Annotated in this window: 1 protein-coding gene; it reads right to left on the bottom strand. The window is 70.1% G+C overall.

Features of this window, described 5'->3' with window-relative positions:
- Positions 1 to 1,216: putative lipid II flippase FtsW (ftsW, locus tag J5F18_RS08955; RefSeq protein WP_346301899.1), on the bottom strand; the 1,216-nt coding region annotated here is incomplete at its 3' end.
- Positions 1,217 to 1,326 lie beyond the last annotated feature (110 nt).

Genomic DNA, 1,326 nt, shown 5'->3' with positions numbered 1-1,326 from the left:
GCGAGGCGGCCGGAGAGGGCTCGCGGCGCTTGCCGGCCCGGGGCGCCGCCGGATTCGCCCGGCGCTGGGCCTGGCGCGTCTCGATATCGGCGCGCAGCAGCAGCGCCACCATCACGGCGCTGACCAGCAGGCTCGAGCCGCCGTAGCTGAGCAGCGGCAGGGTCAATCCCTTGGTGGGCAGCATGCCGCTGCTCACGGCGATATTGATGAAGGCCTGGGCGCCGACTACCAGGGCGATGCCATAGCTCAGGTAGGCGGCGAAGGGCTGCCGGGCCAGCTCGGCACGGCGCCCGACGGCCATGGCCCGCCAGATCAGCAGGGCGAAGAGCCCCACCACCCCGACGGCGCCAAACAGGCCGAGCTCCTCGGCGAGCACCGCGAAGACGAAGTCGGTATGGGCCTCGGGCAGGTAGAAGAGCTTCTGCACGCTGTTGCCGAGACCCATGCCCAGCCAGCTGCCCCGGCCGAAGGCGATCAGCGCCTGGGTCAGCTGGTAGCCGCTGGCGAACTGATCCGCCCAGGGGTCGGCGAAGCTGGTCAGGCGCGCCAGGCGATAGGGCTCGGCAATCGCCACGTAGAAGCCCAGCAGCCCGACAGCGCCGAGGAGCAGCACGAAGCGCCCCCAGGGGGCCCCGGCCATCAGCAGCATGCCCATCACGCAGGCCGTCATCACCACCGCGGCACCATAGTCGGGGGCCAGGATCAGCAGCAGGGCGATCACCCCCACCACCACCAGCGGACGCAGGAAGGCACCCCACTGCCGGCGCACCTGGGGCAGGAAACGCTCCAGGTAGCCGGCCATGTAGGCGATCAGGCAGAGCTTGGCCACCTCGGAGGCCTGGAGGTTGAAGGGCACCCCGGGAATCGAGAGCCAGCGCTTGCTGCCGTTGATCTCGCGCCCCACCAGCAGCACCAGCACCAGCAGGGCGATGCCCACCAGCAGCAGCAGCGGCCCATTGACCCTCCACCAGGCCAGCGGCATGCGCAGCACGAAGGCCGCGGCACTCAGCGCCATCACCAGGAAGAGCCCATGGCGGATACTGAAGTACCAGGGATTGCCGGTCAGGCCCGCCGCCACCTCCGACGACGCCGAGGTGACCATCACCCAACCGATCAGCATCAGCGCCAGGGCCGCCGTCAGCAGCCAGCCGTCGAAGGGCTGGTCTCGGGTGGAGAGCCGCTCGCGCAGTCGACCCAGTCGTGACGGCGGTCTCATGCCCCCTCCTCCGCCAGGTGGCGATGTACCCAGCGCCGGAATACCTCGCCGCGTTCCTGGTAGTTGGCGAACTGGTCGAGGCTGGCGCAGGCCGGCGAGAGCAGCACGCA

This window comes from Halomonas sp. BM-2019 (genome assembly GCF_017584085.1).
This window is presented reverse-complemented; position numbering and strand designations above follow the sequence as displayed.